The organism is Massilia sp. IC2-477, assembly GCF_020707265.1.
GTDB lineage: Bacteria > Pseudomonadota > Gammaproteobacteria > Burkholderiales > Burkholderiaceae_D > Telluria.
Genome location: NZ_JAJFEQ010000007.1, coordinates 1 through 24,863, shown reverse-complemented (window position 1 = coordinate 24,863; position 24,863 = coordinate 1). Strand labels below are relative to the sequence as shown.

The 24,863-nt window shown below is 65.9% G+C and carries 21 protein-coding genes; 9 read left to right on the top strand and 12 right to left on the bottom strand.

What is annotated here, in order from left to right:
* Positions 1-103: 103 nt before the first annotated feature.
* Complete coding sequence (locus tag LK542_RS15270) at positions 104-1,702, top strand: methyl-accepting chemotaxis protein (RefSeq protein WP_227812554.1); 1,599 nt, start codon at positions 104-106, stop codon at positions 1,700-1,702.
* 16 nt (positions 1,703-1,718) lie between these two features.
* On the opposite strand, the gene LK542_RS15265 is transcribed toward LK542_RS15270, so the two are convergent.
* Positions 1,719-3,680: an ATP-binding protein gene (locus tag LK542_RS15265; RefSeq protein ID WP_227812553.1), complete on the bottom strand. Its 1,962-nt coding sequence runs from the start codon at positions 3,678-3,680 to the stop codon at positions 1,719-1,721.
* A gap of 133 nt (positions 3,681-3,813) precedes the next feature.
* Here LK542_RS15265 and LK542_RS15260 point away from each other — a divergent pair, with 133 nt between their 5' ends.
* A complete protein-coding gene (locus LK542_RS15260) occupies positions 3,814-4,380 on the top strand; it encodes a hypothetical protein (protein ID WP_227812552.1) in 567 nt (188 codons plus the stop codon).
* A 23-nt stretch (positions 4,381-4,403) separates the two neighbouring features.
* On the opposite strand, the gene LK542_RS15255 is transcribed toward LK542_RS15260, so the two are convergent.
* The 4 genes from LK542_RS15255 to LK542_RS15240 form a co-directional block, all read right to left on the bottom strand.
* Positions 4,404-6,647 carry a bifunctional (p)ppGpp synthetase/guanosine-3',5'-bis(diphosphate) 3'-pyrophosphohydrolase gene (locus tag LK542_RS15255; RefSeq protein ID WP_227812551.1) on the bottom strand — a complete coding sequence of 748 codons (2,244 nt, stop codon included), beginning with the start codon at positions 6,645-6,647 and terminating at the stop codon, positions 4,404-4,406.
* A 75-nt stretch (positions 6,648-6,722) separates the two neighbouring features.
* A complete protein-coding gene (gene rpoZ, locus LK542_RS15250) occupies positions 6,723-6,926 on the bottom strand; it encodes a DNA-directed RNA polymerase subunit omega (protein WP_005665923.1) in 204 nt (67 codons plus the stop codon).
* A gap of 48 nt (positions 6,927-6,974) precedes the next feature.
* Positions 6,975-7,622 carry a guanylate kinase gene (gene gmk / locus LK542_RS15245; RefSeq protein WP_227812550.1) on the bottom strand — a complete coding sequence of 216 codons (648 nt, stop codon included), beginning with the start codon at positions 7,620-7,622 and terminating at the stop codon, positions 6,975-6,977.
* 161 nt (positions 7,623-7,783) lie between these two features.
* Positions 7,784-8,671, bottom strand: coding sequence for a YicC/YloC family endoribonuclease (locus LK542_RS15240; protein WP_227812549.1), 888 nt, complete (start codon positions 8,669-8,671; stop codon positions 7,784-7,786).
* A 94-nt stretch (positions 8,672-8,765) separates the two neighbouring features.
* On the opposite strand from LK542_RS15240, the gene LK542_RS15235 reads away from it, so the two are divergent.
* From LK542_RS15235 to hemW, 5 genes are all read left to right on the top strand, one after another.
* Positions 8,766-9,755 (top strand): serine/threonine-protein kinase, encoded by a 990-nt coding sequence (locus LK542_RS15235; protein ID WP_227812548.1) that lies wholly within the window; start codon positions 8,766-8,768, stop codon positions 9,753-9,755.
* 10 nt (positions 9,756-9,765) lie between these two features.
* Positions 9,766-10,692, top strand: coding sequence for a PP2C family serine/threonine-protein phosphatase (locus LK542_RS15230; protein WP_227799306.1), 927 nt, complete (start codon positions 9,766-9,768; stop codon positions 10,690-10,692).
* Between the two features lie 11 nt (positions 10,693-10,703).
* Positions 10,704-11,435 carry a ribonuclease PH gene (rph, locus tag LK542_RS15225; RefSeq protein WP_227799305.1) on the top strand — a complete coding sequence of 244 codons (732 nt, stop codon included), beginning with the start codon at positions 10,704-10,706 and terminating at the stop codon, positions 11,433-11,435.
* Between the two features lie 234 nt (positions 11,436-11,669).
* A complete protein-coding gene (gene rdgB, locus LK542_RS15220; RefSeq protein WP_227812547.1) occupies positions 11,670-12,254 on the top strand; it encodes an RdgB/HAM1 family non-canonical purine NTP pyrophosphatase in 585 nt (194 codons plus the stop codon).
* Positions 12,251-13,486: a radical SAM family heme chaperone HemW gene (gene hemW, locus LK542_RS15215; protein WP_227812546.1), complete on the top strand. Its 1,236-nt coding sequence runs from the start codon at positions 12,251-12,253 to the stop codon at positions 13,484-13,486. Before rdgB ends, hemW begins: the two co-directional genes overlap by 4 nt.
* A gap of 126 nt (positions 13,487-13,612) precedes the next feature.
* Here hemW and LK542_RS15210 read toward each other — a convergent pair whose 3' ends face one another.
* The 4 genes from LK542_RS15210 to LK542_RS15195 form a co-directional block, all read right to left on the bottom strand.
* The gene (locus tag LK542_RS15210; RefSeq protein WP_267877554.1) at positions 13,613-14,599 is read right to left on the bottom strand and encodes a M28 family peptidase; all 987 of its coding nucleotides are present in this window, start codon (positions 14,597-14,599) and stop codon (positions 13,613-13,615) included.
* Between the two features lie 158 nt (positions 14,600-14,757).
* Positions 14,758-16,188 (bottom strand): efflux transporter outer membrane subunit, encoded by a 1,431-nt coding sequence (locus tag LK542_RS15205; protein WP_307728974.1) that lies wholly within the window; start codon positions 16,186-16,188, stop codon positions 14,758-14,760.
* The gene (locus LK542_RS15200; RefSeq protein WP_227812545.1) at positions 16,185-19,346 is read right to left on the bottom strand and encodes an efflux RND transporter permease subunit; all 3,162 of its coding nucleotides are present in this window, start codon (positions 19,344-19,346) and stop codon (positions 16,185-16,187) included. Before LK542_RS15200 ends, LK542_RS15205 begins: the two co-directional genes overlap by 4 nt.
* Before the next feature lie 27 nt (positions 19,347-19,373).
* Complete coding sequence (locus LK542_RS15195; RefSeq protein ID WP_227812544.1) at positions 19,374-20,663, bottom strand: efflux RND transporter periplasmic adaptor subunit; 1,290 nt, start codon at positions 20,661-20,663, stop codon at positions 19,374-19,376.
* Here LK542_RS15195 and LK542_RS15190 point away from each other — a divergent pair.
* Positions 20,626-21,435 (top strand): TetR family transcriptional regulator, encoded by an 810-nt coding sequence (locus LK542_RS15190; protein ID WP_374040149.1) that lies wholly within the window; start codon positions 20,626-20,628, stop codon positions 21,433-21,435. The genes LK542_RS15195 and LK542_RS15190 overlap by 38 nt on opposite strands.
* 156 nt (positions 21,436-21,591) lie before the next feature.
* Here LK542_RS15190 and tal read toward each other — a convergent pair whose 3' ends face one another.
* Positions 21,592-22,524 (bottom strand): transaldolase, encoded by a 933-nt coding sequence (tal, locus tag LK542_RS15185; RefSeq protein WP_227812543.1) that lies wholly within the window; start codon positions 22,522-22,524, stop codon positions 21,592-21,594.
* A gap of 21 nt (positions 22,525-22,545) precedes the next feature.
* Positions 22,546-23,046 carry a GAF domain-containing protein gene (locus tag LK542_RS15180; RefSeq protein WP_227812542.1) on the bottom strand — a complete coding sequence of 167 codons (501 nt, stop codon included), beginning with the start codon at positions 23,044-23,046 and terminating at the stop codon, positions 22,546-22,548.
* A 460-nt stretch (positions 23,047-23,506) separates the two neighbouring features.
* Between LK542_RS15180 and LK542_RS15175 the strand changes: the two genes are divergently transcribed.
* Positions 23,507-24,703 carry a S8 family peptidase gene (locus LK542_RS15175; protein ID WP_227812541.1) on the top strand — a complete coding sequence of 399 codons (1,197 nt, stop codon included), beginning with the start codon at positions 23,507-23,509 and terminating at the stop codon, positions 24,701-24,703.
* A gap of 67 nt (positions 24,704-24,770) precedes the next feature.
* Here LK542_RS15175 and LK542_RS15170 read toward each other — a convergent pair.
* A partial coding sequence (locus LK542_RS15170) for an IS3 family transposase (protein ID WP_227801150.1) occupies positions 24,771-24,863 on the bottom strand: 93 nt, incomplete at its 5' end.

Sequence of the window (24,863 nt, the reverse complement as noted above, 5' to 3'; positions counted from 1 at the left end):
TATTGCAGGGTGGCAATGCTATCCTGCGCCTCGACGGCATACGGCCCGTTTCATCCAGTCTGCGCGCGCTACGGCGCCATCAGCATCCAGAAGGAATCCAGCAGTGAAAAACCTCAAGATCGGCGCCCGCCTCGGCCTCGGCTTTGCCATCGTCCTGTCCCTCTTGCTCGTCGTGACCCTGAGCGCGCTGGCGCGCATGCAGTCGGCGGGCGACATGACCTACCGCCTGGTCCACACCAGCATCAAGAATCAGCGCAACGTGGCCGAGTGGGGCAAGCTCATCGAGCTGAACAATGCGCGGATGGAAACCGTATTCGCGGCCACCGATCCGGCAGTCGCCGTCGAGATGGCCGAGCGCATGAAGCGCGTGTCGGCCCGCTCGACCGAGCTGCAGAACGAGATCGAAGGCTCGCTGCGCAATCCGGCCGTCAAGGAACAGTTCAAGGCGGTCAAGGCGGGGCGCGACGGCTACCTGGCGGCGCGCGACGCCGTGTTCAAGGCCAAGCTGGCCGGTGACCATGAACTGGCAACGACGGTTTACCGCGAGCAGCTGGTGCCCCGTAGCGCCGCGTTCCGTGCGGCCGTCGACAAGCTGGCGACGATGCAGATCAGTGCCGCCGACGGCGTCGCCGCCTCGATCCTCGATTCCTATTCCGCCACCCGCGTGCTCCTGAGCGCGCTGGGCCTGGCGGCCCTCGCGCTGGGCATCGCCTGCGCCTGGCTGATCAGCCGCTCGATCACGGTCCCGATCCGCGCCGCCGTCGCGGTCGCGGAGAAAGTCGCCTCTGGCGACTTGAGTAGCCACATCGTCGCCCACGGCCGCGACGAGACCGGCCAGCTGATGCGCGCACTGAGCGTCATGAACGACGGCCTGGCCGGCATCGTCGGCCAGGTGCGCGAAGGCACCGGCGCGATCACGGTTGCCTCCAGTGAAATCGCGGCCGGCAACCAGGACCTGTCGCGCCGCACCGAGCAGCAGGCCAGCGCGCTGGAAGAGACCGCGGCCTCGATGGAAGAGCTGACCTCGACCGTCAAGCAGAACGCCGACAATGCGCGCCAGGCCAACCGCCTGGCGGGCGAGGCCGCGATGATCGCCGGCCAGGGCGGCGAGATGGTGGCCGAGGTGGTGGCCACCATGGGGGCGATCAACACGGCCTCCAGCAAGATCGCCGACATCATCGGCGTCATTGATGGCATCGCCTTCCAGACCAATATCCTGGCGCTGAACGCCGCGGTGGAAGCGGCGCGCGCCGGCGAGCAGGGGCGCGGCTTCGCGGTGGTGGCGACCGAGGTGCGCAACCTGGCGCACCGCTCGGCCAGCGCGGCCAAGGAAATCAAGGCACTGATCGACGACTCCGTCGCCCGGGTGGCCGAAGGCAGCGGCCAGGTCGACCGCACCGGCGTGACGATGCAGGAGATCGTGCGCAGCATCGGCCAGGTGACCGTCATCATGAACGAGATCGCCAACGCCAGCGAGGAGCAGCGCGCCGGCATCGAACAGGTAAACGGGGCGATCGTCGAGATGGACCGCGTGACCCAGCAGAACGCGGCCCTGGTCGAAGAAGCCGCGGCGGCCGCCGCGGCAATGCAGGAACAGGCTGCCGCGCTGTCGCAGGTGGTGGGCACCTTCCGCCTCGAACGCGGCGCACAGGTGCAGGCGCAGCCGGCGGCGCGCGTGCGGCCGGCGCTGGCCGCGGCCTGACTTAAACGCGTCGGCCCTAAGCGCGCCTGCCCTCGGGCAGGGCGGCCAGCAGGCGCTGGAGTTCGGCCAGGCTGGCGGGTTTCGTCAGGTGGGCGTCGAAACCGGCGGCACGGGCGCGCGCCTGGTCCTCTTCGGAACCCCATCCGGTGAGCGCGGCCAGGTAGATGTCCGGGCGGCCGGCGCTGCCGCGCAGCGCGGCCGCCACCTCGTAGCCGCTCAGTCCCGGCATGCCGATATCGAGGATCGCCAGGTCGTAGTGGGCCGCCAGCGCCAGCTCCAGTGCGCGGCGCCCGTCGTGCACGGCGTCGACTTCGTGGCCGCTGGCCTGCAGCAGGGCCTTGATCGTCTTCGCGGCGTCGATATTGTCGTCCGCCACCAGGATGCGCAGACTGCGTCCCGCGCCGATGGCGGCGGCATCGGCGCGGGACGGAGCCTGGGCCTGAGGCGAGGCGGCAGCGGCAAGCGGCAGTTCCACGATGAAGCTGCTGCCTTGTCCTTCGCCGGCACTCTCGGCGCGCACCGTTCCCTCATGCATTTCGACCAGGCTGCGCACCAGCGACAGGCCGATTCCCAGCCCGCCCTGGGCGCGCCCCATGTTGCGCGACACCTGGCTGAACATGTCGAACACGCCGGGCAGGGCGTCGGCCGGGATGCCGATGCCGGTGTCGGTGACGCCGATGCGCACGCGCTCCCGGTCGCTTTCCACGGCGATCGAGATGCGCCCGCCCGCGGGCGTGTACTTGGCCGCGTTGGTGAGCAGGTTGCTCAGGACCTGGGCCAGGCGCGCCGGGTCGGCATCGAGCACCAGCGGCGCCTCCGGCACCGAAACATCGAGCGTGTGCCCGGCGGCGCGGATGGGTGGCGACGCCGTCTCGACCGCGCTGTCGATGACGTCGCGCAGCGCGATCCGTTCGCGCCTGAGCTGCACCTTGCCGCTGTTGATGCGGGCGATGTCGAGCAGGTCGTCGATCAGGTGCACCAGCTGGTTCAGCTGCCGGTCCATCATTTCATGAACCCGCGGCGGTGGCGTCGCGCCCGCCATGCGCAGCAGGTCCAGACCGGTGCGCAGCGGCGCCAGCGGGTTGCGCAGTTCATGCGCCAGGGTCGCCAGGAACTCGGTCTTGCGGCGGTTCTCGTTGGCCAGGTCGCTCGCGAGGCTGCGCAGGTCGTCGCGCGTGCGCCGGCTTTCGGTGACGTCGGTGAACAGCACCGCCACCTTGCCCAGCGCCGGGTCGCCCACGCGCGTGGCGTAGATGTTGAACCAGCGTCCGATCGGCGATGGTTCCTCGACCAGGCGCAGCGGCTTGCCGGTCAGGGCCACGCTGCTGTACAACTCGGCCCAATGGGTATCGGTCAGGCCCGGCACCAGCTCGCGCACATACTTGCCGCGCGCGCCCACCAGGCCGGTCTGGGCCTCGAAGGCGGGATTGATGTCGAGGAAGCGGTAATCGACCGGCTTGCCGTCCTCGTCGTAGCGGATGTCGACCAGGCAGAAGCCGTTGTCCATCGATTCGATCAGTTTGCTGTAGAGCTCCGTCGTGGCGCGGTGCTGCTCCTGGGCCTTGACCTGCTGGGTGATGTCGAGCGTGTAGTGCAGGATGAAGATCAGCTGGCCGGCCGCGTCGAAGACCGGCGCATTGACCGCATTCCAGTAGCGCTCCTCGAAGCGTTCGCTGCCGTCGGCCTGCCTGACCAGGATCGGATAGTGCTGGGCCGGCATGGTCTGCGGCTGGCCGGTGCGGATGGCCTGCGCGATCGAGTCGCGCAGGGCGCTGGCGCTGGGATTCTCGGCACTTTCGCCGGGGGCCTCGAAGGCGGCGAACAGGCGCATGCCCAGCAGTTCTTCGCGGCTGCGGGTGCTGGTGCGCAGGAAGGCGTCATTGACGGCGACGAAGACGGGGTCCGTGGATGGCGAAAACAGGGCCGTGGGAATTGTCGAGCTGTTGAAGACGGCCTGGATCTGGTCCAATGAGAGCATAGTGTCCAGCGCGAAAAGAGAATGGCGACATCATAGCGCGTCGGCACGATTGCAAGCCGGCGATTTGCCAAGCGATGCCCCTTGCCCCACACTGTCGGACCCCGGCAGTTCAACGTTTCGAAAGGATGCACACATGGGATTCTCGATCGCCTGGATCGCGATACGCGGCAAATCGAAGGAGGACATCCTGGCCCAGCTGGGACTGGCCGACACGGGGGCGCCCGACGAAGCCAACGAGAGCCCGGTCTCCGGCGCGGCGCTGCCGGGCGGCGGCTACCTGGTCTTCTTCAACGACATGGCCCACCCGGCCGTCCAGGCCGAGAGCATGGCGCGCCTGTCCGAGGGCGGTGAAGCGCTCGGCTGCCAGGTCGAGGAGCACATCATGGCCAGCGCCGCCTTCCAGTACAAGGATGGCGCCAAGCTGTGGGATGTGGCGCACCTGTCGGACGAAGGCCTGTACCACCTGGCCGTGGACGGTGCGCCGCCCGCGCTGCTCGCCACCATCCACGCCGAAATGAAGGCGACCCAGGACGAGCAGGGCGGCCTGGAGGCCGATGTGGATTGCCTGTTCGAGGTGCCGCTGATGCTGGCGAACGCGCTGTCCGGCTACCGCCACGACGAAGCGGCGCTGCTGTCCGGGGAGACGCTCGACTTTACGGAACTGGTGCCGGCGGCGTCGGGCAAGGCAAGCAAACACTGAGGCCGGCACCGAGGCCGGCCCGCTCAGGAGCGTTCGCGCTCGACGCGGTTGACGCCCGCGGCCCGCCGCAGGTTGCGGATCAGCTGCGCCAGGTGCACCCGGTCCTTGACCTGGATGGTGAAGCGCAGCTGCGTCATGAGGTGTTCGTCGTCCTCGTCCATGCCGACATAGGTGATGTTGGCGTCGGACTCGCCGATCTCGGCCGCCACGCGCGCCAGGATGCCCTTCTCGTTGTTGATGAGCAGGCGGATGCGGCAGTCGAAGCGGCGGTTGAGCTCTTCGCCCCACTGGACGGCGATCCAGCGGTCCGGTTCCTTGGCGCGCACGCGCTTGGCCGGCAGGCAGTCGCAGGTGTGCACCACCAGGCCCTGGTCGCGCCGCAGCTGGCCCAGGATCTGGTCGCCCGGGATCGGCAGGCAGCAAGGCGCCAGCTGCACCGACACGCCTTCGCTGCCGTAGATCGTGACCGGGTCGATGTCGGTGGCCGGGATCGGCAGGCTGGTCGGCTTGTGCTCCGGGTCGGCGTCCATCAGGCCGAAGATGTGGCGCGCCACCAGCTGCGGCATGCGCTTGCCGATGCCGATGTCGGCGTACAGCTCTTCCATCGATTTGGCTGAGGATTCGGCCAGCAGCTTTTCCACCGTGGCGGGCGGCAGCTCGGCGCCGATGTTGCGCGCGGCCAGGGCGCCGGCCAGCAGTTCCTGGCCCAGCTCGACCGACTCGTTGACGTTCACGGTGCGCAGGTGGTGGCGGATCGCGGAGCGCGCCTTGCCGGTGCGGACAAAGCTCAGCCAGGTCGGGCTCGGGCGCGATTCCGGATCGGTGACGATCTCGACGATGTCGCCGTTGTGCAGTTCGGTGCGCAGCGGCTGGGTCTCGTTGTTGATCTTGACCGCCACGGTATGGTCGCCGATGCCGGTGTGGATCGAGTAGGCGAAGTCGAGCGCGGTGGCGCCGCGCGGCAGCGCGATGATCTTCGACTTCGGCGTGAACACGTAGACCGAATCCGGGAACAGGTCGACCTTGACGTGCTCGAGGAACTCGGCCGAGTCGCCGGTCTGCTGCTGGATGTCGAGCAGCGACTGCAGCCAGGCATGGGTGCGCTGCTGCAGGTCCGACATGTTCGAGTCGCCCGTCTTGTACAGCCAGTGCGCCGCCACGCCGCTCTCGGCGGTGCGGTGCATGTCCTGGGTGCGGATCTGGAACTCGACCGGGGTGCCGTAGGGGCCGATCAGGGTGGTGTGCAGCGACTGGTAGCCGTTGATCTTGCGGATCGCGATGTAGTCCTTGAACTTGCCGGGCATCGGCTTGTACAGGGCGTGCAGGGTGCCGAGCGCCACGTAGCAGTTAGGGACGGTGTCGACCACCACCCGGAAGCCGTACACGTCCAGCACCTGCGAGAACGACAGGTGCTTGTTGCGCATCTTTTTATAGATGCCGTACAGGGTCTTTTCGCGGCCGTAGACCTCGGCCTGGATGCCGCCCGTCGCCAGCTGCGCCTTGACCGCCTCGAGGATCTTCTTGACCACTTCACGGCGGTTGCCGCGCGCCGCCTTGATGGCCTTGGCCAGCGTCTGGTAGCGCAGCGGGTACAGGTGCGAGAAGGACAGGTCCTGCAGCTCGCGGTAGATGTTGTTCAGGCCGAGGCGGTGGGCGATCGGCACGTAGACTTCCATCGTTTCGCGCGCGATGCGGCGCTTTTTGGCCGGGACCATCACGCCGAGGGTGCGCATGTTGTGCAGGCGGTCGGCGAGCTTGATCAGGATCACGCGCACGTCCGAAGCCATGGCCAGCAGCATCTTGCGGAAGTTCTCGGCCTGGGCCTCGATCTGGCTCTGGAATTCGATTTTCTCGAGCTTGGACAGGCCGTCGACCATGTTGGCGACCTGGGCGCCGAAGCGCTCGATCAGCTCGTCCTTCTTGACGTCCTGGTCTTCGATCACGTCGTGCAGCAGCGCGGCCATGATGGCCTGGGCGTCGAGCTTCCACTCGGCGCAGATTTCCGCGACGGCGATCGGATGGGAGATATACGGCTCGCCCGACTTGCGCACCTGGCCGAGGTGCATCTCGTCCGAGAAGCGGTAGGCTTCCTTGACTTTCTTGAGCTCGGCGGGGGTGAGGTAGTCGGACAGCTTGTTGATCAGCTGCGTGACCGAGGCAACGCCCGGGGCGGGCGCCGGTGCCTCGGCGTCTTGCGGTTTACCCGGACGCTTGGTGCGGGTAGTGGTGGGGCCTGGATGGGTCGAATCCGGGGAAGACAAACTCATATGTAATATCGATCAGCCAGTGTAGGCACAGAATAACAGAATATCGATATGACGGATTCAGGCCCCAGCAGGGTCTTACATCGGCACCTTTTTCAGCATTTCCAGGCCGACTTTACCGGCGGCGATTTCGCGCAGCGCGACGACGGTCGGCTTGTCCTTGGCTTCGACCTTCGGGGTGTGGCCCTGCAGCAGCTGGCGTGCGCGATAGGTCGCGGCCAGGGTCAGCTGGAAGCGGTTCGGGACGTTCTTGAGGCAATCTTCGATGGTAATGCGGGCCATGGTCACTCCTGAATGGACAATATTGCGGCAAACCTTGCGGCGCCGCGCTTATAACGTTGGTTGTTGCGCGTGGATTCCCAGCTGGGCAAACAAGTCGGCGTTGCGCGCGGCCTGTTGGGCGAAACGGCAACGTGTCGCTTTGACAATCGCCTGCAGTTCCGCGAGGGCGACGTTGAACTCTTCGTTGATGATAGCATACTCGAACTCCGGAGCGTGAGCGATCTCCCCCCCGGCGGCCAGCAGGCGACGGGTGATGATGTGGGGCTCGTCGGTGCCGCGCTTGTGCAGGCGCTCCTCCAGGGCCTCGATCGACGGCGGCAGGATGAAGATGCCGGCCGCGTCGGGGAACTGCTTCCTGACCTGGCGCGCGCCCTGCCAGTCGATCTCCAGCAGGATGTCGGTGCCCAGCTTCATTTCCTGTTCCACGGTCAGGCGGCTGGTGCCGTAGTAGTTGCCGTGCACTTCCGCCCATTCCAGAAATTCGCCGCGGTCGGCGCGCGAGACGAAGTCTTCCGCCGTCGTGAAATGGTACTCGCGGCCATCCTGCTCGCCCGGACGCGGCGGACGGGTGGTGGTCGAGATCGACAGCTTGATGCCCGGTTCCAGCTTCAGCAGGGCGTTGACCAGGGTCGATTTGCCGGCGCCGCTTGGTGCGGCGACGACGAACAGGCTGCCGGAGAGGGCGGGAGTGATCATGTTTGTTCCTTGTTTCGGTACGTGGTGTTCATCATAACGTTGAACGCGTGGGCAAGAAACTTGCCCACCCTACGAAAACCGCTCGGCTGTTCGTAGGGTGGGCGGGTCTCCCGCCCACGCGTTCAAATGGTCATCGCACATTGTTGCGCGACGACAACAAATTATTCCAGGTTCTGCACCTGCTCGCGCATCTGCTCGATCAGCAGCTTCAGCTCCATCGACGCATCCGCCAGTTCCTTCACCGAGGCCTTGGCGCCCAGCGTGTTCGCTTCGCGGTTCAGTTCCTGCATCATGAAGTCGAGGCGCTTGCCGACCTGGCCGCCCTTCTTGAGGATGTGGCGGGTTTCGTTCAGGTGCGCCGACAGGCGCGACAGCTCTTCCGACACGTCGATGCGGATGCCGTACAGCGTCACTTCCTGGCGGATGCGTTCCAGCACTTCCTGGCGGCTCAGCACCGAGGGATTGCCGTGGCCGGCCAGGCCCAGCGCGTCCTGCATGCGCTCGATGGCTTTTTGCTGGAACTGGGAGATCACCTGCGGGATGAGCGGCGAGATGCGCTTGACGATCGCTTCCATCGCCTCGATGCGCGACAGCAGCATCGCTTCCAGCGCCGCGCCTTCGCGCTTGCGGCTGTCGACGAATGCGGCGACGGTGGTGGCGGTGAGGGCGGCGACGTCAGCCTGCAGCGACTCCTGGCCCACCGTGGATTCCTCGATGACGCCGGGCCAGCGCAGCAGCTCGGCCACCGTCATCGGCGGCGCGGAGGCGAAGTGCTTCGTCACCTCGCCCTGCAGCCGCGCGAGGTCGGCCAGCAGTTCCTGGTTGAGCGCTTGCGAGCCGCCGGCGGTCTTGCGGCCGAAGGACAGGCGCACCTCGACCTTGCCGCGGGTGATGGCGGCCATGATCGCGGCGCGCAGGTCGGGTTCCAGCGCGCGCAGGTCGTCGTTGATGCGGAACTGGAGGTCGAGGAAGCGCGAATTGACGCTCTTGATCTCGATCGTGAGGGTGCCGGCAGCGCCTTCGCTGGTGGCCACCGCATAACCTGTCATGCTTGAAATGCTCAAAGGGATCCCCGGTTCTTATTCTTTACAAAGCCGACATTTATCCACACAATTGCCCTGTTAAGCAAGGAAACCTTCGTGAATGGCCGCACAGAATAACGCCCCCCTGCCGGATGGCCTGGAAATTGCCGGATATCGCATTGTAAAGAAAATTGCGTCCGGTGGGTTCAGTATTGTTTATCTGGCATATGACGCGGAAGGCAACGCGGTCGCCATCAAGGAATACCTCCCCAGCCAGCTCGCCCTGCGCGCTCCCGGCGAGCTGATTCCCGTGGTCTCGAAACCCAACCTGGCCGTGTTCCGGATCGGCCTGAAGTGCTTTTTCGAAGAGGGGCGGGCGCTGGCGCGCATCGTCCACCCGAACGTGGTGCGGGTGGTGAACTTCTTCCGCGCCCACGAGACGGTGTATATGGTGATGGCCTACGAATCCGGCCACACGCTGCAGGACCACATCGCGCGCCTGCATGCGCGCGGCAGCCGCATGAGCGAGACGTCGATCCGCCAGCTGTTCAACGGCGTGTGCGCCGGAGTGCGCGAAGTCCACGCCAACAAGCTGCTGCACCTGGACCTGAAACCGGCCAACATCTACCTGCGCGTCGACGGCTCGCCGCTGCTGCTCGACTTCGGCGCGGCGCGCCAGACCATCAATATCGACGCGCCCATGCTGGCGCCGATGTACACGCCGGGCTTCGCGGCCCCCGAGTTGTACAGCAAGGCGGCCACGCTGGGGCCCTGGACCGACATCTACAGCATCGGCGCGGCCATGTACGCCTGCATGACGCGCTCGATGCCGCCGGCAGTCGAGGCGCGCCGCCAGGAAGACAAGACCGAAACCCAGTTCGCAAAACTCGAAGGCAGCTATTCGCCCGAGCTGGTCGCGATGGTACGCTCCTGCATGGCGCTCGATCCGCTGGCGCGGCCGCAGAGCGTGTTCGCGATGCAGAAGGTGCTGCAGGCGGCGCCCTCGCTGGCGCCGCAGGCGGCGGACGAGATGGAAGAAACCGAAGCGCGCGCAGGCGGCTGGCGCGCCCTGGCCGGCCGCCTGGGCATGGGCCGCAAGGCCCGGACCTAGGAGAGCAAGCATGCAGTTTTCCGTCTACCAGCAGACCCACATCGGCGGCCGCAAGGTCAACCAGGACCGCATGGGCTACAGCTTCACGCGCGACGCCCTGCTGCTGGTGCTGGCCGACGGCATGGGCGGGCACCTGGCGGGCGAGGTCGCCGCGACCATCGCGCTGCAGACCCTGTCGATGATGTTCCGCATGCAGGCCCGGCCCTATGTGAAGAAGCCCGAGCGCTTCCTGGAAGACGCGCTGAACCAGGCGCACTGGGACATCCTGGCCTACGCCGAAAAGCACAAGCTGCCGGAGACGCCGCGCACCACGGTGGTGGCCTGCCTGGTGCAGCACAACTGCGCCGTGTGGGCGCACTGCGGCGACTCGCGCCTGTACTGGGTGCGCCGCAATCAGGTGCTGGCGCGTACGCGCGACCATTCGCACCTCGAATACCTGATCGAACGCGGCCGCGCCACCGAGGCCCAGCGCAACACCCATCCGGACCGCAACAAGCTGTACAACTGCCTGGGCGCGGGCCAGGCGCCGAAGATCGACATCTCGCGCCAGGCCAGCCTGGAGCCGGGCGACACCCTGCTGCTGTGTTCCGACGGCTTGTGGTCGATGCTGCCGGAAAGCGAGATCCTGCACCGGCTGTCGACGTCCACCATCGTGCAGGCGGTACCGGACCTGGTGGCGATGGCCGCAGCGATTGGCGGCGCGCGCGCCGACAACACCACGGCGCTCGCCATCACCTGGCAGGGCGCGGACGCGGCGGGCGCCACGACGCCGGACATGATCTCGACCCAGATGCTGCCCGAGGACGCGGTCAGCTCGACCATCAGCGCCGGCCAGCCGCTGCCGTCGGGCGCCGACGCCTTCGACGAAGACGAAATCGAACGAGCGATCGCCGAGATTCGCGAGGCGATCGAGAAGTCCTCCCAATTGTTGAAATAAAAAGGAAAACCATGAGCTTCGAACAACGCCCGAGCGGCCGCGCGGTCGACCAGCTGCGTCCCATCCGCATCACCCGCCAGTACACCAAGCACGCCGAAGGCTCGGTGCTGATCGAGTGCGGCGACACCAAGGTGATCTGCACCGCCAGCATCGAAGAAAAGGTGCCGCCGTTCCTGAAAGGGAAAGGGCAGGGCTGGCTGACCGCCGAATACGGCATGCTGCCGCGTTCCACCCACACCCGCATGGACCGCGAAGCCGCGCGCGGCAAGCAGACCGGCCGCACCCAGGAAATCCAGCGCCTGATCGGCCGCTCGCTGCGCGCCGCCTTTGACCTTGAGGCTTTTGGCGAGCGCACCCTGCACCTGGACTGCGACGTGATTCAGGCCGACGGCGGCACCCGCACCGCCTCGATCACAGGCGCGATGGTGGCGGCCTACGACGCCTTCAACGCGCTGGTGGGCCAGGGCGTCTTGACCACGGTGCCGGTCAGGCATTTCGTGGCCGCGATCTCGGTCGGCGTCTACCGCGGTACCCCGGTGCTGGACCTGGATTATGTCGAGGATTCGGATTGCGATACGGATATGAATATCGTGATGACGGAGCAGGGGCATTTCATCGAGGTGCAGGGCACGGCCGAGGGCGCGGCGTTTGATCGGGTGGGGATGAATCGTCTGCTGGACCTGGGGCAGCTGGGGGTGACGGAGTTGGTGCGCTTGCAGAAGCAGGCGCTTGGGTTGATCTGACCGATCGACTTCGGCGAGAAACTTGGGTCCCGGCCTTCGGCGGGACGACGTGCGAAGGCCGCGGGGCGAATAGTAACGACCATTGTTAGCTGATAAACCGCCGTTCCGGCGAAGGCGTGAACAATGCCACTGGCATTGTTCACCCCAATTTCGCACTGCAGCCTCCACAGCATGCTTTAGCTCGAAGCGCTAAAATACCCACCCTCCGCCGCAATCTCACCGCCCGAGCCCCCAATGACCCAACGCCTGATCCTCGCCTCCAACAACGCCGGCAAACTGAAGGAATTCGCACAACTGCTGGAGCCCATCGGCTTCGAGCTGCACCCGCAAGGCGAATTCAATGTCCCGGAAGCGGAAGAGCCCTTCGGCACCTTCGTGGAAAACGCGCTGGCCAAGGCGCGCCATGCCTCGCGCCTGACCGGCCTGCCGGCCCTGGCGGACGACTCGGGCGTGTGCGTCAACGCACTGGGCGGCGCCCCCGGCGTCTACTCGGCGCGCTTCGCCGGCGAGCCGAAATCCGACGCCCGCAACAACGAGAAGCTGGTCGCCGAACTGGCCCGGCATGGCGACAAGTCGGCCTATTACTACTGCGTGCTGGTCTACGTGCGCCACGCCGACGACCCCCAGCCGGTGATCGCCGACGGCCAGTGGCACGGCGAGATCATCGAAACCCCGCGCGGCGCCAACGGCTTCGGCTACGACCCGCACTTCCTGATCCCGTCGCTCGGCAAGACGACGGCCGAACTCGAACCCGCCGTCAAGAACGCCCACTCGCACCGCGGCCAGGCCCTGCGTGCATTGGTAGAAAAACTGAAATGATCCCGATTAAAGTCGCTGGTCCGATGCCCGGCGAATCACGTTCTCCCGCCGCCACCGCCCTGCAATACCTGCAGCCCGGCGCGCTGAACCTCACGGCGCTGCCGCCGCTGTCGCTCTACATCCACTTCCCCTGGTGCGTGCGCAAGTGCCCCTACTGCGACTTCAATTCGCACGAGGCCAAGGGCGAGCTGCCGGAGAAGGAATACCTGGACGCCGTGCGCCTCGACCTGGAGCAGTCGCTGCCCATGATCTGGGGCCGCAAGATCCACACCATCTTCATCGGCGGCGGCACGCCGAGCCTGATGTCGGCAGCCGGCCTGGATCGCCTGCTGTCCGACGTGCGCACCCTGCTGCCGCTGGCGCTCGACGCCGAGATCACGATGGAAGCCAATCCGGGCACTTTCGAGGCCGAGCGCTTCAAGTCCTACCGCGACAGCGGCGTGAACCGCCTGTCGATCGGCATCCAGAGCTTCAATGGTGCGCACCTGAAGGCGCTGGGCCGTATCCACGACGAAGCGGAAGCGCTGCGCGCGGTGGAGATCGCGCGTTCGACCTTTGATAACTTCAACCTCGACCTGATGTTCGCGCTGCCCTCGCAGACGCTCGAGGAAGCACGCCGCGACCTGGAGACCGCGCTCTCCTTTGCACCGCCGCACCTCTCGATGTACCACCTGACGATGGAACCGAACACGGTCTTCGCCAAGTATCCGCCGACCCTGCCGGACGACGACACCAGCGCCGACATGCAGGACATGATCCTCGAGGCCACGGCAAACGCCGGCTACGAGCACTACGAAGTCTCGGCCTACGCCCAGCCGGGCAAGCGCGCGCAGCACAACCTGAACTACTGGCAGTTCGGCGACTACCTCGGCATCGGCGCCGGCGCGCATTCCAAGATCTCGTTCCCGCACCGCGTGCTGCGCCAGGCGCGCTACAAGCAGCCGGGGTCCTTCATCGAGGCGGCAAAGCGCGGCAACCCGGTGCAGGAAGAGCACGAGATCGCGCGCGGCGACATGGGCTTCGAATTCATGCTCAACGCGCTGCGCCTGACTGAGGGCTTCGATCCAAACCTGTTCGGCGAACGCACCGGCATGAGCATCAGCGCCATCACCAAGGCGTTGAACGAGGCGGAGGCCAAGGGCCTCTTGTGGCGCGACCACAAGCTGATCAGGCCGACCGAGCTGGGGCAGCGCTTCCTGAACGACTTGCAGGAGATGTTCCTGGGTTCGTAGGGTGGGCGGCTTCGCCGCCCACGCGGAGATTGCAAACTGCTCCGCTCTCGCGCCCGATGATCTCGCTGCAAACTATCACCACGTGGGCGGGAAGACCGTGATCTGGTCCATTGGACCAGATCACCCCTACGTGCGCGCGGCGCCTGCGAGCGAATCGATGGTGCGCGCCAGTCCCTTGACCACGCGCGCCATGCTGCCGTAATCGAGCTTGTCCGGCGTATCTTCCGCCGTGTGATAGTAGGGATAGCGCAGGAAGGCGGTATCCGTGATCATCAGGGCAGGGTAGCCGTGCCGGTTGTACGAGGAGTGGTCCGACAGTGTCACGCCCATCACATGGGCCGGCGCCGCCAGGCCCTCGGCCGGGAAATCGGACTGCGCGCGGAAGGCCGCCAGCGCCTGCCGCACCAGCGCCGATGATTCCAGCGTGCCCACGAAGGCGATGAAGTTGCCGGTGCTCGGGTACTGCTTCTCCAGTCCCGGCGGCAGCTTCTGGCTGTTCTTCTCCTGTGAGTACCAGCCGATGGTTTCCAGGATCAGCGCGCCCGCCACGTTCTGCCCGCTTTGCCTGAGCTCCCGGGCGTGCTGCATGCTGCCCATCTCTTCGCCCATGAAATAGGGCGGTTCCTCGTTCACGAAAAACACGAACTTCACTTCGGTGCCGCGGCTCGGCTGCATGGTCTTGAGCAGGCGCGCCAGTTCCAGCACGGCGGCGGTGCCGCTGCCGTTGTCGTTGGCGCCCGGCGCGCCGCGTGCGGAGTCGTAATGGGCGCCGACGATGAAGATGCGTTCAGGTTTGGCGCCCGCCACGGTGTTCGACACCGAGACTTCGATGTTGCGCACCTTCTGGCCGTCGGCCTGGTATTCCTGCTTGCGCGGCCGATAGCCGTAGCTTTCCAAGGTGGTTTCGATGTGGCGCGCGGCCTGTTCCAGTTCGCGCGGGGTGGCGGTGTTGTGCTCCTTGCTGGCGATGGCCTGCACGTGCGCACGCAGGCGGGTGGACAGTTCGGGGCTGGTGGCGGGGGCGGAGTCGGTTTCCAAGGTCAGCGTAGCCAGCGCGATCGCCAGCAGGATCGCGATAATGACTTTCCAATGTGAGCGGGCGAATTTGCGCATGGTCGGGGGAGCTTCATGCAAGCGTTCATGCGTCCAGTGTAGCGAGCTTGCGCATTCCGCATTGCTTCAATTCCGCGCTTCAATTCGCCCCAATTTGACGCTGGACGAAAAAAAACCGGGCTGCGCACAGCCCGGTTTCGATGTGAACGCCTGAAAGCTCAGCGCGCCGCCACCGGCGTGGCCGGCTCGGTCCAGCCGCCGCCCAGCACGCTGTACAGCGTGACCTGGTTCTGCAGGCGCTGCAGGTTGGCCTGCACCGCCTGCTGCTGCGCCTGGAACAGGGCGCGCTGCGCATCCAGCAGCTCGAGGTAGCTGGCCGCGCCGTTGCGGTAGCGCAGGTCGGCCAGGTTGAAGCGGTCGGCTTCGGCCTCGGCCACCGCGCGCTGGGCGCGCAGCTGCTCGCTGAAGGTCGACTGCCCCGCCAGTGCGTCCGCCACTTCGCGGAAGGCCTGCTGGATCGAGCGCTCGTACTGCGCCACCGCGATGTCGCGCTGGGCGCGGGCCGAGCCCAGCACGGCGGTATTGCGGCCATAGTCGAAGATCGGCAGGATCGCTTGCGGCGCAAAGGTCCAGCCATAGCTGCCGCTCTTGAACAGGCCGGACAGCTCGGTGCTGGCGCTGCCCACGCTGCCCGTCAGGCTGATGCGCGGGAAGAAGTTGGCGCGCGCCGCGCCGATGTTGGCGTTGGCCGCGATCAGCTGCTGCTCGGCCGAACGGATGTCCGGACGGCTGGCCAGCAGGTCCGACGGCAAACCGGCCGGCAGGTCGGGCAATTCGGTCGACGCCAGGGTGGCGCCGGCGGCTGCCGTTGCCGGCACCGGCGTGCCCACCAGCAGGATCAGGAGGTTGAGGTCCTGGGCGCGCTGGCGCTGCTGCGCCGCGAGCGTGGCCAGCGCGGTCTCCACCAGCGAACGCGCCTGCTGCAGCTCGAAGCGCGAGGCGACGCCGTTGTCGAAGCGCAGCTGGGTCAGGCGTAGCGATTCCTGGCGCGTGCCCAGGGTCTGCTGGGTGATCGCCAGCAGCTCTTCGTCGGCCAGCAGTTGCAGGTAGACGTTGGCCACCGACGAGACCAGGCTGATCTGCGCCGACTTGCGCGCCTCTTCGGTTGCCAGGTACTGGGCCAGCGCCGCCTGCGACAGGTTGCGCACGCGGCCGAACAGGTCGAGCTCGAAGGCGGTGACCGAGAAGCCCGACTGGTACAGGCTCTGGATCGGCTGGTCTTCGCCGGTGGTCTGGCGCGAGCCGCTGATGCCGAGGCCCACCGAAGGCAGGCGGTCGGCGCGCTGGATGCGGTACTGCGAACGGGCCTGCTCGATGTTGGCGATCGAGACGCGCAGGTCGCGGTTGTTGCTCAATGCCTGCTCGATCAGGCCACGCAGGCGCGCGTCCGGGAAGAAGCGCTGCCAGGCGATTGCCGCCGGGGCCTCGTTGACCAGCTGGGCGGCCGGGGCGCTGGCGGCCTTCGGCATTTCAGGGAAGGCCTGGGCCACCGGGGCCGCCGGACGCTCGTACTTCGGCGCCAGCGACATGCAGCCGGCCAGGGTCAATGCCAGGGCCAGTGGAGTCAGTTTTTTCATCGTATCGATCATGGTTGTTTTCCTTCGACTGCCGAAGCGCTGCCCTCCAGGTGTGCAGGGATCTCTTGCGGGCGCTTGCGACCCTTGAAGATCTTGCGTACCACCACGAAGAACAGCGGCACGAACAGCACACCCAGGGTGGAAGCCGTAATCATACCGCCCATCACGCCGGTACCGATCGCGCGCTGCGATGCCGAGCCGGCGCCGCCTGCGACCACCAGCGGCAGCACGCCCAGGATGAAGGCCATCGAGGTCATGATGATCGGGCGGAAGCGCAGGTGCGCCGCCTCGATCGCCGCTTCCGCCGGCGACTTGCCCTGCGCCTGCAGGTCCTTCGCGAATTCGATGATCAGGACCGCGTTCTTCGCCGCCAGGCCGATGATGGTCACCAGACCGATCTTGAAGTACACGTCGTTCGGGTAGGCGCGCATCATGGCCGCCAGCACCGCGCCGAGGATACCGAAAGGCACCACCAGCAGGACCGACACCGGGATCGACCAGCTTTCATACAGCGCCGCCAGGGCCAGGAAGATCGCCAGCAGCGAGAAGGCCATCAGGATGCCCATGGTGCCGCCCGAGAGCTGTTCCTCGCGCGACTGGCCGGTCCACTCGTAGGCGAAGCCCGGCGGCAGCTTGGCTGCCAGGCGCTCCATCTCGGCCAGCGCGTCGCCGGTCGAATAGCCCGGCTTGGCGTCGCCCGACAGGCTCATTGCCGGATAGCCGTTGTAGCGGATGGTCTGCATCGGACCGGTCACCCACTTGGTGGTGGCGAACGAGGACAGCGGCACCGGCTCGCCCTGGACGTTCATCGCGTTCAGGCGCAGCAGGTCGTCCGGCTGCATGCGGGCGCTGGCCTCGGCCTGCACCACGACGCGCTGCAGGCGGCCGGCGTTCGGGAAGTCGTTCACGTAGCTCGATCCGAGCGAGGTCGAGATCGCGGTATTGATCGCATCAAAGGTCACGCCCAGCGCCTGCGCCTTGTCGCGGTCGATGTCGAGCATCACCTGCGGCGCGTCTTCCAGGCCTTCCGGACGCACGCCGGTCAGGATCTGGCTCTGCGCGGCCATGCCGAGCAGCTGGTTGCGCGCCGCCAGCAGGGCGTTGTGGCCGTTGCCGCCGCGGTCCTGCAGGCGGAAGGTGAAGCCGGTGCCGCGGCCCAGTTCGGGAATCGGCGGCGGCGACAGCGCGAAGATGAAGGCATCGCGCACGCCCGACAGGCCGCCGATGATGCGGCCCGCCACGGCCTGGGCGCTCGAATCGGCACCCTTGCGCTCATCCCAGTCCTTGAGCGGGATGAAGGCAAGCGCCATGTTCTGGCCCGCGCCCGAGAACGAGAAGCCCAGCACGCTGACCATGTTCGCCACTTCCGGCTGCTTCATGATGAAGGCCTCGGCGGTGCGCATCACCTCGTTGGTACGCTCGAGCGTGGCGCCCGGCGGCAGCTGGATGTTGGCGATCACGTAGCCCTGGTCTTCGTTCGGCAGGAAGGAATTCGGCATGCGGGTGAAGAACAGCGTCACCAGGCCGCACACCAGCACGAAGGCCACCAGCGCGCGCCCCGAATTGCGAATCAGCTTGCCGACCCAGCCTTCATAGCCCTTGGCGGTGCGGGCGAAGCGGCGGTTGAACCAGCCGAAGAAGCCGCGCTTCTCGTGGTGGTGGCCGGCTTCGACGGGTTTCAGCAGGTGCGCGCACAGCGCCGGGGTGAGCGACAGCGCCAGGAAGGCCGAGAAGGCGATCGAGGACACCATGACCACCGCGAACTGGCGGTAGATGTTGCCGACGGCGCCGGCAAAGAAGGCCAGCGGCACGAACACCGACATCAGGACCACGGTCACGCCGATGATCGCGCCCGAGATCTGGCCCATCGCCTTGCGCGTTGCCGCCAGCGGCGGCAGGCCTTCTTCGGACATGATGCGCTCGACGTTCTCGACCACCACGATGGCGTCGTCGACCACGATACCGATCACCAGCACCATGCCGAACATGGTCAGCACGTTGATCGAGTAGCCCAGCGCCAGCAGGGTGCCGAGCGAACCCAGGAGGGCCACCGGGACCACGATGGTCGGAATGATCGTGTAGCGGAAGTTCTGCAGGAACAGGTACATCACCAGGAACACCAGCACCAGCGCTTCGACCAGGGTATGCAGCACCTGCTCGATCGAGATGTTGATGAACTTCGAGCTGTCGAAGGGCACGGTGGCCTTCATCCCGGCCGGGAAGTACTTCGACAGTTCGTCCATGCGCTCGCGCACCAGGCGCGCGGTTTCCAGCGCGTTGCCGCTCGGCGCCAGCTGCACGCCGATACCGGTCGAGGGCTTGCCGTTCAGGCGCGCCGAGGTCGAATAGGCCTGGCCGCCGATCTCGATGCGGGCCACGTCGCGCAGGCGCACGGTGGAACCGTCCGGGTTCGCGCGCAGCACGATGTTGCCGAACTGCTCGACGGTCGAGAGCTGGCCGGTCACCACCACGGTCGCGTTGATTTCCTGGCCGGCCGCCAGCGGCAGTTCGCCGATGGTGCCCGAGGCCACCTGGGCGTTCTGGCTGCGGATCGCGTTGTTGACGTCAGCCGGGGACAGGCGGAAGCCCACCAGCTTGGCCGGGTCGATCCAGATGCGCATCGCGCGCTCGGTACCGAACAGCTGCGCGGTACCGACGCCCTTGATACGCTGGATTTCAGGCAGCACCGTGCGCGAGGCGTAGTCGCCCAGCGCGATCGGGTCCCACTTCGGATCGTCCGACGACAGGATCGTGAACAGCAGGAAGTTCGCGCGCACCTTGTCGACGCGCACGCCCTGCTGGTTCACCGCCGCCGGCAGGCGCGGGGCCGCGCGCGACAGGCGGTTCTGCACGTCCACCTGGGCCAGCTCCGGGTTGGTGCCGGTCTCGAACGTCAGGGTGATCGAGCCGCTGCCGTTGGCGGAGCTGCTCGATTCCATGTAGATGAGGCCTGGGGAGCCGTTCATCTCGCGTTCGATGACGGAGATGACCGAGTCTTCCAGGGTCTGTGCCGAGGCGCCCGGATAGGCGGCATTGATCACGATCGATGGCGGCGCCACGTTCGGATACTGCGCGATCGGCAGCTGGGTGATCGATACACCGCCGATCACCATGATGAACAGCGCGATCACCCAGGCAAAAATGGGGCGGTCAATAAAAAAACGAGCCATTGCTTAGTCCTGTTCTGTTCCTGCCGCTTAGCGGCGCGGCGTGCCTGCGGCCGGGGTGGCGCTCGCGGTGGAGCCGGACGGCGCCGAGGCCGGGGCCTGGCCTGCCGACTGGGCAGCGGCGGCGCCTGCGGCAGCCGTTGCCGGCGCCGGGGAGGACGTCGAGGCGGTCCATGGCACTGCCTTGACCGGGGTACCCGGCGGCAGCATCTGCAGCTTCTGGAAGCCGTCGACCATCACGCGTTCGCCTTCCTTCAGGCCTTCGGTGACGACCCAGTTCGAGCCCTGTTGCGAGCCGATCTTGACGGTACGCGGGGCCGGCTTGTTGTCGGCGCCGACCACCATCAGGGTGTCGCCCTGCGGACCGCCGCGGGTGACGGCCTGCTGCGGCACCACGATGCCGTTCGGGATCTGGGCCTGGGCCAGGCGTACGCGCACGTACTGGCCCGGCAGCAGGGCATTGTCCGGGTTGGCGATGGTTGCGCGCAGGGTAACCTGGCCGGTGCTCGGGTCGACCGTGATGTCGGAGAACTGCAGGCGGCCCTTGGTTGCCAGTTCGGTGCCGTCGTCCAGGATCACGCCGACCGAGGCGTCCGCGCCGCCGCCGGCCTGCTTGCGCAGGCGCTGCAGCTCGCTGGCCGACTGCGTGATGTTCAGGTACATCGAATCGGTCTGCTGGATCAGCGCCAGTTCGGTCGCCTGGGTGGCCGAGACCAGCGCACCTTCGGTGACCAGCGCACGGCCGATGCGGCCCGAGATCGGGGCGTACACGTTGGCGTAGCCAGTATTGATCTGGGCGATGCGCACCTGGGCGCGGGCGGCTGCGACAGCCGCTTCCGCCTGCTTCTGGGCGGCGAGGGCGTTGGTGTATTCCTGCTTGCTGACGGCCTGCGCCTCGACCAGCGGCTTGTAGCGCTCGGCCAGGGCGGTGGCCTGGTTCAGGGTCGCCTGCGCGCTGCCGACGTCGGCCTGGGCTGCCGCGAGGCGCGCCTGGTAGGGGGCCGGGTCGATCTGGAACAGCGACTGTCCCTGCTTGACGACGCTGCCTTCAGTGAACAGGCGCTTGAGCACCACGCCGTCAACACGCGCGCGCACCTGCGAGGTGCGGATCGGCTCGGCGCGTGCAGGCAGTTCGGTCAGCAGGGCAACCGGTTCGTACTTGGTGGTGATGACACCGACTTCAGGCGCCGGCATGCCGCCGCCTGGGCCGCCGGCGGCCGGGGCGGCGTCTTTCTTGCCGCAACCCGACAGCAGGGCAAGCGCGACCAGGGTACCGGCGGCGATGCGAGTCAGGGACAGGGAGGAGTGGTCTGAGCGCATTACGTATGCTTCCTTCTCTTTATTGTTTCGACAACCGGCGCAGACACTTCGACCGCACACGAATCGTCACTGGCTTTTACGAACAGTTTTATATACTATCACGGCTGTATGTTTATTGCTGGAACACCCCTCAAACGGGAGGGAATGGAAAAAAATGGCTCGTAAGACAAAAGCGGAAGCTGCGGCGACCCGCGACAGCATCCTTGACGCTGCTGAAAGATTGTTTGCTGAACAAGGCGTATCAAGAACGACTTTACAGCATATTGCAACCGCGGCGGGCGTGACGCGCGGTGCGATCTATTGGCATTTCCTGGACAAGGGCGCGCTGTTCAACGCCATGTTCGACCGCGCCAAGATGCCGATGGACGAGGCGATGCAGGTGCTCGACAACCAGCGCGACGTCAAGGACCCCTTGCACTGCCTGCGCGACGACATGATGACGGTGCTGCGCATCGTGGTCGAGGACGAGAAGGCGCGCCGCGTGTTCGAGATCGCCACGCTGAAGACGGAATTCATCGACGAGGTGGATGCGGTGCGCGCACGCCGGCGCGAATCGATCGGCCTGTGGCAGGAGCGCATGGAAGGGCACCTGAAGCAGGCCCAGGAGAAGGGCATGCTGCGTCCCGGCGTGTCGACGCTGGCGGCTGCGCAGGGCGGCTGGATCATGGTCGATGGCCTGATCCGCAACTGGATCTTCGAGCCGACCATGTTCGATCTGCAGACGCTGGGTGGTACCGTGATCGATACCTACCTGGCGGGATTGCGGGCGTAGGGTGGGCGGGGTAATTCCGGGCAATGCCCGGAATTACGAACGCCCACGCGGTGATACGCAAATTTTACTTCGTCGCGACTGTCCGGCGACCGCTGACCGCGTGGGCGGAAGATCCGCCCACCCTACAAAAAACCCGCTGTAAAGCGGGTTTTCTTTTTACTTCATCAGCTCTTCGATCATCTTCTTCAGCTTGATCGAATCGGCCACGAAGGCGCGGATGCCTTCGGACAGCTTCTCGGTTCCCATCGCGTCTTCATTCAGCATGAAGCGGAAGGTCTTCTCGTCGATGTCGATCTTCGCGATGTCAGCGTTGGCGTCGGCCACCAGCTTGCGCTCGACCGGCGCATCGGTGTCGGCCAGCTTCTGCAGCAGGTCCGGCGAAATGGTCAGCAGGTCGCAGCCCGCCAGTTCCAGGATCTGCGAGGTGTTGCGGAAGCTCGCGCCCATCACTTCGGTGTCGTAACCGAACTTGCGATAGTACTGGTAGATGCGCTTGACCGACTGCACGCCCGGATCGTCGGCGCCCTGGTAGTCGGTACCGGTCGACTTCTTGTACCAGTCGTAGATGCGGCCGACGAAGGGCGAGATCAGCTTGACGCCCGCTTCGGCGCAGGCCACCGCCTGGCACAGCGAGAACAGCAGGGTCAGGTTGCAGTGGATGCCTTCCTTTTCCAGGATCTCGGCGGCGCGGATGCCTTCCCAGGTCGAGGCGATCTTGATCAGCACGCGCTCGCGCGACACGCCGGCCTTTTCGTACAGGGCGATCAGCTCGCGGCCCTTGGCAACGGTGGCTTCGGTGTCAAAAGACAGGGCGGCATCGATCTCGGTCGAGACGCGGCCCGGCACGTACTTCAGGATCTCGGTGCCGAAGGCGATCAAGAGGCTGTCGACGATGGCGTCGACCGACGCGCCATTGGCTTCGGCAACTGCCTTTTCCAGCAGCGGACGGTATTCCGGCTTCTGCACGGCCTTCAGGATCAGCGACGGGTTGGTGGTCGCATCCTGCGGCGCGTAGGCCTTGATCGACTGGAAGTCGCCGGTATCGGCGACGACGGTGGTGTACTGCTTGAGTTGTTCGAGTTGATTCATGGTAGAGGCCAGAATAAAAAGTCAGGAAAAATCGGTGCCGTCCATGAAGGCGGCGAGCATGCGCTCCAGGCCTTCGCGGTCTTCGTCGGAGAATCGGTTGAGCAGGGGGCTGTCGATATCGAACACGCCGAGCACTTCGCCGTCCTTGATCAGGGGCAGCACGATTTCCGAGTTCGAGGCCGAATCGCAGGCGATGTGGCCCGGGAAGGCATGCACGTCAGGGACGACGATGGTCTTGCGCTCGACGGCCGTGGTGCCGCAGACGCCGCGCCCGAAGGGGATGCGGGCGCAGGCCGGCTTACCTTGGAAGGGGCCGACCAGCAGGTCCAGGCCCTCGCCCTTGCGGGCCGGGACGGTGAAGTAAAAGCCGGCCCAGTTCAGGTCGGCCAGGGTGTCGTAGACGAGGGCGGAGAACTGCGCCGCGTTCGTCATCAGGCTGCGTTCGCCTTCGAGGACGCTCTCGACCTGGCGCTCCAGCAGGGCGTAGTCAGGGCGGGAACTGCGTTCGGGATTGATGTGCATGGCAGGGCCGTATGGGGTACGAAAACCGCTATTTTACAGCCAGCTAGGCCAATGGCGCGCGGCCGACCCCCGGCGACCCGATCGTGACGCGCGGGAGCGGGACGGGCCGGCTCCTTAGCTGAACGAGCATAGGAGCTGTGGACCACGTCCACCAATATGCGGCTGTCCCGACGCGCAGGCGGGTCGAACAGGAAGAAGCGTGATCCTTGGAAAGTATGTTTATCAGGTAGAAATAATATTCGGCTTCCTATCACATATGCCAAACAATTGATGACGTAAACGCGTAACAGACATGCTCTGTGTGGCAAAAGCGCCCTATCAGAATCGATGGTGTCATTGTTGCTTCCCCGTACATACACTGGCTCAGCCGTTGCAACGGCTGCAAGCGTCTTACCGACATCGTGCACGCGACCGCAGAGTTCGCGGCATTCCTATAAGAAGTGCCATTACGGAGAACACAATGAGCAAGCAAGTTGCAAGCAAGCTGAAGATGTGTGCAGTCGCCGCTGCGGTCGCTGTCCTGTGCAGCCCGGTCAAGGCCGCGCCCGCGGACACCACCCGTGTCATCGTGAAGTTCAAGCCCGGCGCCAAGGCCGCGATGAAATCGGCGGCGGTCGGCGCCAATGCCACCCTGCAGAAGGAAATCTTCGGCATGGACGCGGTGGCCATGGAAGTGCCGATGACCGCCCTGAAGGGCCTGGAGAACAACCCGAACGTCGAGTACATCGAAGAAGACGCGAAGCGCTATCCGCTGGCGCTGACCACGCCCTCGACCGGCACGCCATACGCCAGCGGCCAGGCCGTCCCGTATGGCATCAAGCTGGTCCAGGCCGATTTGCTCAGCGACGTCAACGTCGGCAACCGCAAGGTCTGCATCATCGATTCCGGTTACGACCGCGCCCACGAAGACTTGTCCGGCAACGTCCACACCGGCGAATACGATGCGGGCACGGGTAACTGGTACACCGATGAAAACAGCCACGGCACCCATGTGGCAGGCACCATTGCCGCGATCAACAACAGCGGCGTGGGCGTGGTCGGCGTGAACGCCAATCGCCGCCTCAAGCTGCACATCGTGAAGGTGTTCGGCGCCAACGGCTGGGCCTATTCCTCGGATCTCGCCGCCGCCGCCAACAAGTGCCGCGCCGCTGGCGCCAATATCATCAGCATGTCGCTGGGCGGCCCGAGCGGGACCACGACCGAATCGAACGCCTTCGCGACCATCGCCAGCGCCAACATCCTGAGCATCGCTGCGGCCGGCAACGCCGGTAACAGCTCGATGTCCTATCCGGCCGGCTACAGCAGCGTGGTGTCGGTGGGCGCGGTCGACGAGTACAAGGCCTGGGCCAGCTTCTCGCAGTACAACAGCAAGGTCGAACTGGCCGGCCCCGGCGTGTCGGTCTACTCGACCATTCCGACCTCCCGGGGCAGGTACGGCTACAAGAGCGGCACCTCGATGGCGACCCCGCACGTGGCCGCCGTCGCCGCCTTGGTGTGGAGCTACTACCCGACCTGCACCGCGGCGCAGATCCGCTCCACGCTCGGCAAGAGCGCGCAAGACCTGGGCACGGCCGGGCGCGATACCAAATACGGCTTCGGCCTGGTGCAGGCCAAGGCCGCGCGCGACCGCATCGCTTCGCTGGGTTGCGGTAACTGAGCCTGGCTTCGCCAATAGAAAGGGGACGCTTCGTGAACTGACCCCGTAAAGTTGGACGGTTAGTTTGCTAAGCGGCCAAGGCCTGAGTCCTGTACTGAACGGGGCTCAGGCCTTTTAATTTGAGCTTGATGCGGTCGTTATTGTAATAGTGGATGTAGTC

Bases quoted from the DNA above. Each gene is read 5' to 3' on its own strand.
- LK542_RS15265 (WP_227812553.1), bottom strand. From the start codon at position 3,680: ATGCTCTCATTGGACCAGATCCAGGCCGTCTTCAACAGCTCGACAATT.
- LK542_RS15260 (WP_227812552.1), top strand. From the start codon at position 3,814: ATGGGATTCTCGATCGCCTGGATCGCGATACGCGGCAAATCGAAGGAG.
- LK542_RS15255 (WP_227812551.1), bottom strand. From the start codon at position 6,647: ATGAGTTTGTCTTCCCCGGATTCGACCCATCCAGGCCCCACCACTACC.
- rpoZ (WP_005665923.1), bottom strand. From the start codon at position 6,926: ATGGCCCGCATTACCATCGAAGATTGCCTCAAGAACGTCCCGAACCGC.
- gmk (WP_227812550.1), bottom strand. From the start codon at position 7,622: ATGATCACTCCCGCCCTCTCCGGCAGCCTGTTCGTCGTCGCCGCACCA.
- LK542_RS15240 (WP_227812549.1), bottom strand. From the start codon at position 8,671: ATGACAGGTTATGCGGTGGCCACCAGCGAAGGCGCTGCCGGCACCCTC.
- LK542_RS15235 (WP_227812548.1), top strand. From the start codon at position 8,766: ATGGCCGCACAGAATAACGCCCCCCTGCCGGATGGCCTGGAAATTGCC.
- LK542_RS15230 (WP_227799306.1), top strand. From the start codon at position 9,766: ATGCAGTTTTCCGTCTACCAGCAGACCCACATCGGCGGCCGCAAGGTC.
- rph (WP_227799305.1), top strand. From the start codon at position 10,704: ATGAGCTTCGAACAACGCCCGAGCGGCCGCGCGGTCGACCAGCTGCGT.
- rdgB (WP_227812547.1), top strand. From the start codon at position 11,670: ATGACCCAACGCCTGATCCTCGCCTCCAACAACGCCGGCAAACTGAAG.
- hemW (WP_227812546.1), top strand. From the start codon at position 12,251: ATGATCCCGATTAAAGTCGCTGGTCCGATGCCCGGCGAATCACGTTCT.
- LK542_RS15210 (WP_267877554.1), bottom strand. From the start codon at position 14,599: ATGCGCAAATTCGCCCGCTCACATTGGAAAGTCATTATCGCGATCCTG.
- LK542_RS15205 (WP_307728974.1), bottom strand. From the start codon at position 16,188: ATGATCGATACGATGAAAAAACTGACTCCACTGGCCCTGGCATTGACC.
- LK542_RS15200 (WP_227812545.1), bottom strand. From the start codon at position 19,346: ATGGCTCGTTTTTTTATTGACCGCCCCATTTTTGCCTGGGTGATCGCG.
- LK542_RS15190 (WP_374040149.1), top strand. From the start codon at position 20,626: ATGCGAGTCAGGGACAGGGAGGAGTGGTCTGAGCGCATTACGTATGCT.
- LK542_RS15195 (WP_227812544.1), bottom strand. From the start codon at position 20,663: ATGCGCTCAGACCACTCCTCCCTGTCCCTGACTCGCATCGCCGCCGGT.
- tal (WP_227812543.1), bottom strand. From the start codon at position 22,524: ATGAATCAACTCGAACAACTCAAGCAGTACACCACCGTCGTCGCCGAT.
- LK542_RS15180 (WP_227812542.1), bottom strand. From the start codon at position 23,046: ATGCACATCAATCCCGAACGCAGTTCCCGCCCTGACTACGCCCTGCTG.
- LK542_RS15175 (WP_227812541.1), top strand. From the start codon at position 23,507: ATGAGCAAGCAAGTTGCAAGCAAGCTGAAGATGTGTGCAGTCGCCGCT.